Origin of the sequence: Mesotoga sp. HF07.pep.5.2.highcov (assembly GCF_003666285.1) — a bacterium.
Lineage (GTDB): Bacteria > Thermotogota > Thermotogae > Petrotogales > Kosmotogaceae > Mesotoga > Mesotoga prima.
This window is the reverse complement of the sequence record NZ_JFHJ01000411.1, coordinates 1-8052: the sequence shown is the minus strand read 5'-3', so window position 1 is coordinate 8052 and position 8052 is coordinate 1. Positions and strand designations below refer to the sequence as shown.

Here is an 8052-nt window from a genome sequence, read left to right as displayed (position 1 = left end):
GACTGAACCTTTTTCTCGGGTATCAAGTCTGATTATCAGAGACCAGAGAAACCACAGGCACAACCCCTTTAAAATGTAAGACAAACGAAGGCGACATGGATTACCCCTGAGTTAAGGAGACCGGGACGATGTCCCGGTCTTTCCTTATATTTGAAGTAAAACCAAATCAGTACTTGTCTAGGTCCGTAAACTTATCCCATTCTTCCAAATGGCTGAATTCAGGGGATTCGGTCCAATCGAGGCCCTTTCTAACAAAATCCATGAGATTCTCTAGAATTATCTGGTGTTTGTTTTCCTCCGCAGCCAGCTTCAATAATATCTCTTTTTCGGATGGTTCACTTGTTTGCTTTGCCTGATCAAGATAAAGCTTAACACTTTCTTTTTCCATTTCAACTGCGTGCTCATAAGCTTCAAGATTCGTAGCATCAATCTCAAAGCATTTCTTATCAATGAGCATTTCGGAAAACATATTTCTAGTGGTCTTGAAAGTATATGTGCCTTTGTACTTGTAATTCTTGTCTTTGAATCCACTTATGATCTCATAATGCCTCTGTTCATCATTTGCGAGCATTTCAAACAATTTCTTAAGCTGAATGTCCTCCGAACACTGGGCCTGTTTAGTGTAGTAAGCCTTACCGTCTTTTTCTAGTTTCAATGCATAATCAATTGCGTTCATTTGAAACCTCCTTCAGTAAATCTGAGCACACATGGCTAGTGCGTTTTGCAAGAAACGGGTGGCTTATCACCACCCGCCCATTTAGAATCCTCTATTCAGAGGCAAGCTTTCTATAAATCTCGTATCTCTCCTTAGCATCACTTTCGGCCTTTTTGAACAACTCATCGGCGATGTCCGGGAAGGTTGATTTCAGAGCGCTGTATCTAACCTCGCTCATCAAGAAATCGATAAATGATTCTTTCGGTTCCTTTGAATCGAGAATGAAGGGATTCTTGCCCTGTTCTTTCAAGAGAGGATTGTATCTGTAAAGATGCCAGTAACCTGAAGCTACCGCTCTCTTCTCCTGCTCTTGAGTCTTACCCATTCCAATCTTGATACCGTGGTTTATACAGGGAGAATATGCAATGATCAGAGATGGCCCAGGATATTTCTCAGCTTCTATAATGGCCTTGACAACTTGATTCTTGTCTGCACCCATAGCAACTTGTGCTACATAGATGTATCCATAGGTCATTGCCATTCTACCAAGATCCTTCTTCTTAGTCTTCTTTCCCGAAGCAGCAAACTTCGCTACCGCACCTGTCGGAGTGGACTTCGAAGACTGACCACCGGTATTGGAGTAGACTTCGGTATCAAAGAGGAGAACGTTTACATCCTCTCCGGACGCAAGTACGTGATCGAGACCGCCGTAACCTATGTCGTAGCCCCATCCATCTCCACCAAAGATCCATACAGATTTCTTAATCAAGAGATCCTTTCTCTCCTCAATTTCCTTCAAGAGCGTACTTGCCCTTTCATTTTTACAACCCTTTGAAATTGCATTGAGGATGCCCATTGTGGCCGCCTTTGAAGCCTTAGCATCATCCTTACCTTTCAGCCAGGCCTCGAATGGTTCCTTCATATCTTCCGGAATGTCTTGTTCTAAGAGCTCTTCCATAATCTTTGCAAGCTTGTTTCTACCGTGGTTGACTGCCATAGCCATACCGAATCCGTACTCAGCGTTGTCTTCAAACAGTGAATTCGCCCATGCAGGTCCCTTGCCTTCGCCGTTCATACAATAAGGAGTCGAAGGAGCCGAGGCTCCCCAGATAGAAGAACATCCCGTCGCGTTGGCTATAAGCATTCTGTCACCGAAGAGTTGTGTTACTAACTGTGCATAAGGGGTCTCGCCACATCCCGCACATGCCCCGGAAAATTCCAGGAGAGGTTTGGAGAATTGACTACCCTTCAATGTTTCGACGTTCATGACATCCTTTTTCTCAGAAATGGTAGTAGAGAATTCCCAATTTGGGACCTCTTTCTCAACCTGCGATTCAAGTGGTTTCATTAAGAGAGCATTTTTCGGAGCCGGACAAATATCTGCGCAGTTTCCACAACCTGTACAGTCAAGAGGGGAAACCTGAATCCTGTACTTCAGTCCTTCGAAAGACTTCCCTCCGAGTGCTTTAATTGATTCAAAGGCAACGGGAGCCTTCTTTTCTTCTTCTTCGTTTATGAGGAAGGGCCTGATCGCTGCGTGTGGACAGACAAGAGAACACTGATTGCACTGAATGCAGTTGTCGGGCTGCCATTCAGGTATCAGTACAGCAATACCGCGTTTTTCGAATGCAGCCGTTCCATTGGGAAATTCTCCGTTCTCCCTTCCCAAGAAAGCAGAAACAGGAAGTTTGTCTCCCTGCTGTCTGTTCATAACATCTGCAACTTTCCTCACAAATTCAGGTCTTTCGGAGTCTTCTTCCTTTTTCTCATCTTGTGCCTTTGCCCATGATTCCGGAATATCTATTTTCTTCAACGCATCTATTCCACTATCAACTGCTTTGTAGTTCATCTGTACCACTTTTTCGCCTTTGGTACCATAAGACTTGACTATTGCTTCTTTCAGATACTTGATAGCTTCTTCTATAGGTATTACATTAGCCAGCTTGAAGAAGGCAGATTGCATTATCGTATTGATTCTCGTTCCAAGACCGATCTCCATGGCAATTTTCGTGGCATCGATCGTGTAGAAATTAATATTGTTGTCTGCAAGGTACTTTTTCATGTTACCGGGAAGATTCCTGTCAAGCTCTTCAGAATCCCAGCTGGTGTTAAGGACAAACGTTCCACCCTTCTTAAGTCCTTCCAACAACTCGTACTGATTCACATATGACTGCTTGTGGCAGGCAACATAATCGGCTTCATCGATCAGGTAGGTCGACTTTATCGGCTTCTTGCCGAATCTAAGATGCGATATGGTTACTCCACCGGACTTCTTTGAATCATAAGCGAAATATCCCTGGGCATACATGTCGGTGTGATCACCGATTATCTTTATCGCGTCCTTGTTAGCTCCCACCGTACCGTCGGAACCAAGTCCCCAGAACTTGCAACGAATAGTACCTTCTGGAGCGGTATTGATCTTCTCCTTTATCTCGAGAGAAGTATTGGTGACATCATCGACTATACCTATCGTAAAGTGGTCCTTTGGTGTCGAAAGCTTAAGATTGTCATAGACAGCTTTAATCTGAGAAGGTGTGGTATCCTTTGAACCCAGTCCGTATCTGCCGCCATAGACTTCTGGAGCATTCTTATCCCCATAGAAGAGAGTCTTCACATCTTCGTATAGAGGTTCCCCAAGAGAGCCCGGCTCTTTTGTTCTGTCTAGAGTAGAAATCCTCTTGACTGAATTTGGAAGAACCTCAAAGAAGTGTTTTGCAGAGAATGGTCTGTAGAGGTGTACCTTTATTACACCGACCTTCTCACCCTTTTTCATTAGGTAGTCGACTGTCTCCTCGATTGTATCGGTAACTGAACCCATCGCGACAATTACGTGTTCCGCTTCTGGATCACCGTAGTAGACGAAAGGCTTGTACTCCCTGCCTGTTATCTTCGAAATCTCCTTCATGTAATCGGCTACGATTTCTGGAACTGCATCATAGAATCTGTTCGAAGCTTCCTTCGCCTGGAAGAAGATATCGGGATTCTGGGCCGTTCCCATTGTTTTGGGATGCTCTGGATTGAGGGCCCTGTCTCTGAATTCCTTAAGCGCCTTATAATCGACAAGTTCTTTGAGATCATCATAGTCCATAACTTCGATCTTCTGAACTTCGCTCGAAGTTCTGAATCCATCGAAGAAATGAAGGAAGGGGATTCTGGATTTGATTGCCGACAGGTGAGCAACGGATCCGAGATCCATTACTTCCTGGACACTTCCAGAAGCAAGCAACGCAAATCCCGTCTGTCTTGTCGCCATCACATCTGAATGGTCACCAAAAATCGAAAGGGCGTGAGCCGCTATAGCCCTTGCGCTGACGTGAAAAACCCCTGGCAAAAGCTCTCCTGCAATTTTATACATGTTGGGAATCATCAGCAACAACCCCTGCGATGCGGTAAATGTAGTTGTTAGAGCCCCTGCTACAAGTGATCCGTGGACCGCTCCGGCTGCTCCGCCTTCCGACTGCATTTCTATTACATCAACTGGTCGCCCGAAAATGTTTTTCCTTCCATTTGCCGCCCAAGCGTCTGCAAGCTCGGCCATGGATGATGAAGGAGTAATGGGATAAATCGCCGCAACCTCCGTGAATGCGTAAGCAACATGGGCGGCAGCAGTATTACCGTCCATAGTTTTCATTACTCGTGCCATTCTAAACCTCCTGTAGTCCTCGAATTATTTTTGATCTATCTGGTAAAACATAGAAAAAGAGGAAATTTTGCTTGTCATCAGTTACATTATAGAACATCTTTTCCATGCTTTCACAGAGATTTCTCTCAGTTCGCCAAAAATGAAAACGATTATTATCGGCTTATGAAGATTTTTCAGATTATTGCTGCTGACAGTCAATAGTAAATGAGTTGAATAGATCATTTGAAGTCATCTATCTCGAACAGAATAGTTATTTGTCTTCGCATTGAGTGATAAAAACCATGGGCAGAAAACCGACCGATTCTAATAGTCTGCAGCGTTCTAGAACACAAATCTTGTCAGGAATAGACTCCAGATGATTATTTTGATTGGATGAGATATGTGGTCTCTAAGCTGACGGATTAAATGAAGTCAGTTATCCCAAGCCAGTTAATGATGTCATCCCGTTCGATGTATCTAGGAAGGTTGTTAAGAGCTTTTAAAATACTTGATCTGGAGAATTCAATATTCTTAAGCCCACGTCTCAGTTCCTCAATGAAATCTAGGTCCATTGAATCAGAATATACTGTCACATCCACGATTTTTCCCTTCCTGGATGTAAACAGGAGTTCAATGCCTCCCCACTGAAATCTTTTGCTTGCTCTGAAATTGAATTCAGGATTTCTCCCCAAAAGCCATTCCTTTGAAGAATATTTCTCATAAAGGTCTCCAATATCTTCCGACTCAATTACCCTTTCAAAGTCTAGAACACTGACTATCTGGCCGTACTCCTCAATGAAACCTCTATACATTGCCTTTTTCATTGTGTCAATGGTTAAATCCGGTTTCATTTCCTTGAGATTGACAACTCTCGACACAACTGATTTAACTCCCTTGGATTCGATCTTTTCCTTTGAGACATTTAGATATTCGGAAAGCTTTCCGGTGTCTACGTCTATCAAAATTGTTCCATGGTGATAGGAGGCAAATTGCCCATGATAGAAAGCATTTCCTGAGAACTTCTTTCCGCCCGCCAAAATATCGTTTCTACCACTGAAATGTGCTTCAATTCCTAGTTCCTTTACAGCATCTACAATTACAGAAAGTTGCCTGTGGAGGTTGTATTCCTTTCTCGGCATGAGAAACGTAAAGTTGAGGTTTCCAAGATCATGATAGACAGCCCCACCGCCAGACAATCTTCTTGCCAGTCTTCCACCATCCCTTTCAAGATTGTCGAGTCTGCATTCCTGCCATGCATTCTGATTTCTGCCGATTACCACCGTTTTTTCGTTCTGCCACAGATACAGCACGCTGCTATCGCGGGCGTACGAATTCAAAAGGTACTCTTCAATGGCAAGATTCAACCAGGGATCAAAAGAGTTTGATTCAACGTATACTGTGTTTGTAATTCTATCTACCCCCAACGCCAAGGCTATCTGCTTCTCTTCTAACGTACATGTAGTTTATACCTGTAAGATAACTTCTTGGATTCCTGCATTGATCATTGGAATCGATAATCTCGAAATGCAGATGAGGTCCCGTAGCTCTCCCGGTTTCTCCCACTCTACCGATTAACTCTCCCCTTAGCACTCTCTGACCAACATATACACTGATATGATTCAGGTGTGAATATCTTGTTTTGCTGCCGTCATAATGTTGGATTATTATGTTCAGTCCATACCCACCGCTTTCCTGCGCCTCCATTACCATTCCATCCTTGGAGGCAAAAACGGGCGCATCTTTTTGAACTGCGATATCTATACCGGAATGAAAGGTAGAAACTCCGGTAAAGGGATCCTTTCGCCAACCAAATTCCGAAGAGATCTTTCCATATACCGGCCAGGTAAACTGCGTACCAGGATTAATACTTCCGCAGACATTTATTGATTCAAGCGGGATAAACAGCCTTTGTCCAGGATAAATTACCGAGGTACATTTCAAACCATTTGCAGCCATGATTTCTTCGGCAAGAGCAAAGAAAAGCTTCGCGATGAAGTCAATTGAATCACCATACTGAACTTCATAAAAGAAACCGTCTCCAGTAGGAAGATTTATGAATTCCCCAGGTTCAAGCTGACGAGGATTGGCGATGCAGTTCAGGTCGAGTACTGTACTGATTCTCAGATTATAGTCTCTGATGATGTTGAACAATCTGTCGCCCGGCCTAACCAGGTATCTTATAGAACCTACTCCGCAAGCGTTCGCAAAAATAAACAAAACATAAAGAATCAAAGCAAACTTGGCTTTCATGAGAACCCCCAAACCGTATTTTTGTCCGCAACTAAGAAATCAATTAATATAAGATGTTGTAATAATCTTAATAATATCACAGTGTGTATCGTCAGAAGAAGCTGCAAAGGAACCTCTTTTATTTGGAGAAATATCGACCACTTCTGACCAACATAAAACTGAACATATTTGGATCTTCTTAATGGCTCAAGTTAGGATCAGACCTAATTCAAGAGAGTCATTCAATCTCCTCAATAAAAGGAATGTCTCCAAGATAATCCCCCGTTTTTTCCAAACCGTCGACTCTTATGAAAACTCCCTTGTCAGTTTCAATCTTTCTAAGTTGCCCTCCTCTTTTCCAGTTCCCCTTCGCGTCTTTTGTTATAAGACAAAACACAAATACGTCGCACTTATCGATTATTTCTTCTCGCGTCCATTCTTCCCCATAGTCGTGAGACTCTCCAATATTCGGATGAATCAGCGCTGCCTCGAGTAGCCATGTACCATTTCTATCCGAATAGCTCGCAGCTGAAACCCAATAGTCTATTTTCTCGAACATGGCAAAATACCTCCTTACCTAAGGATACAAAAGTGTGACCGTTTTCTGCTACTCTTGACAAGAGAGGATCTTCTTTGGAGGTGAGAACAGTGACATTCGTGAATGACACGTCACGGTCACCAAGAGCGCAAGTAAGGCCCCTGGCTATCGAGAAAGTGGAACTACAGGGGTTTGTCGGAAGATATCAGGGACTCATGAAGTCTACCAGTTTGCCTATGCAATACGAGTATCTGGAGTCAACTGGAAGAATAGACAACTTTCGAAAGGCAGCAGGGAACATGGAAGGGAGCTTCACCGGCTGGTTTTTCAATGATTCCGATGTTTATAAGTGGATAGAGGCGGCGTCTTACTCTCTTTCATATAACGAGGACCCCGAAATTCGTGCCAGAATTGAGTCTTTGATAACTCTTATAGAAAAGGCACAGGAGATAAGCGGTGACGGTTATATCAACACTTACTTTGTTGGCCAGAAGGCGGGGGAAAGATGGAAAGATTTGAAGAACATGCACGAACTCTACTGTGCGGGCCATCTTATCCAGCAGGTATAGCCAACAAGAGAGCCTCTGGTGACGAGACGCTGTTCAAGGTTTGCGTAAGTGCTGCCGACAATATTCTTGACAGCTTTAGAGATGACGACTGCAAAGTGACCACAGGCCATCCCGAGTTAGAGATGGCAATGATCGAACTACACAGAGAAACAGGCAATCGCGACTATTTGAAATTTGCTCAGATGCTTATCGACAATCGCGGTAGAGGTTATGTTGGCGGCGATGAGTATCACATAGATCATGTACCGTTCAGAGAACTAAAAGAGCTTACCGGTCATGCGGTTAGGATGCTGTACTTACTGGCGGGCGCGGCAGACATATTTCTTGAAACTGGAGACGAGACCCTGCTGGCAGTCCTTGAAAGACTATGGATCGATCTCACAGCAAGGAAGATGTACGTTACTGGTGGCGCCGGCTCAAGATACGAGGGAGAATCCTT

The 8052-nt window shown here is 43.7% G+C and carries 5 protein-coding genes and 1 pseudogene; 1 reads left to right on the top strand and 5 read right to left on the bottom strand.

Going from position 1 to position 8052, the window contains the following annotated elements; genetic code table 11:
- Positions 1 to 166: 166 nt before the first annotated feature.
- The 5 genes from BG32_RS08685 to BG32_RS08665 all read right to left on the bottom strand — a co-directional run bounded on the left by BG32_RS08685 (position 167) and on the right by BG32_RS08665 (position 7065).
- Entirely contained in the window at positions 167 to 676 is a 510-nt protein-coding gene (locus BG32_RS08685) for a ferritin family protein (RefSeq protein ID WP_014731395.1), read from the bottom strand.
- Between the two features lie 91 nt (positions 677 to 767).
- Positions 768 to 4298, bottom strand: a complete 3531-nt coding sequence (nifJ, locus tag BG32_RS08680) for a pyruvate:ferredoxin (flavodoxin) oxidoreductase (protein ID WP_121526686.1) — start codon at positions 4296 to 4298, stop codon at positions 768 to 770.
- 401 nt (positions 4299 to 4699) lie between these two features.
- Entirely contained in the window at positions 4700 to 5707 is a 1008-nt protein-coding gene (locus BG32_RS08675; RefSeq protein ID WP_121526685.1) for a lipoate--protein ligase, read from the bottom strand.
- A complete protein-coding gene (locus BG32_RS08670; protein ID WP_006488158.1) occupies positions 5688 to 6527 on the bottom strand; it encodes a M23 family metallopeptidase in 840 nt (279 codons plus the stop codon). Before BG32_RS08670 ends, BG32_RS08675 begins: the two co-directional genes overlap by 20 nt.
- A 217-nt stretch (positions 6528 to 6744) precedes the next feature.
- Positions 6745 to 7065, bottom strand: coding sequence for a hypothetical protein (locus tag BG32_RS08665; RefSeq protein ID WP_006488159.1), 321 nt, complete (start codon positions 7063 to 7065; stop codon positions 6745 to 6747).
- A 194-nt stretch (positions 7066 to 7259) separates the two neighbouring features.
- Here BG32_RS08665 and BG32_RS17130 point away from each other — a divergent pair.
- Positions 7260 to 8052, top strand: a pseudogene (locus BG32_RS17130) (beta-L-arabinofuranosidase domain-containing protein); the annotation flags it as partial.

What these genes read in the sequence shown, in the direction of transcription:
- BG32_RS08685 (WP_014731395.1), bottom strand. Translation starts at nt 676, where the DNA reads ATGAACGCAATTGATTATGCATTGAAACTAGAAAAAGACGGTAAGGCT.
- nifJ (WP_121526686.1), bottom strand. Translation starts at nt 4,298, where the DNA reads ATGGCACGAGTAATGAAAACTATGGACGGTAATACTGCTGCCGCCCAT.
- BG32_RS08670 (WP_006488158.1), bottom strand. Translation starts at nt 6,527, where the DNA reads ATGAAAGCCAAGTTTGCTTTGATTCTTTATGTTTTGTTTATTTTTGCG.
- BG32_RS08665 (WP_006488159.1), bottom strand. Translation starts at nt 7,065, where the DNA reads ATGTTCGAGAAAATAGACTATTGGGTTTCAGCTGCGAGCTATTCGGAT.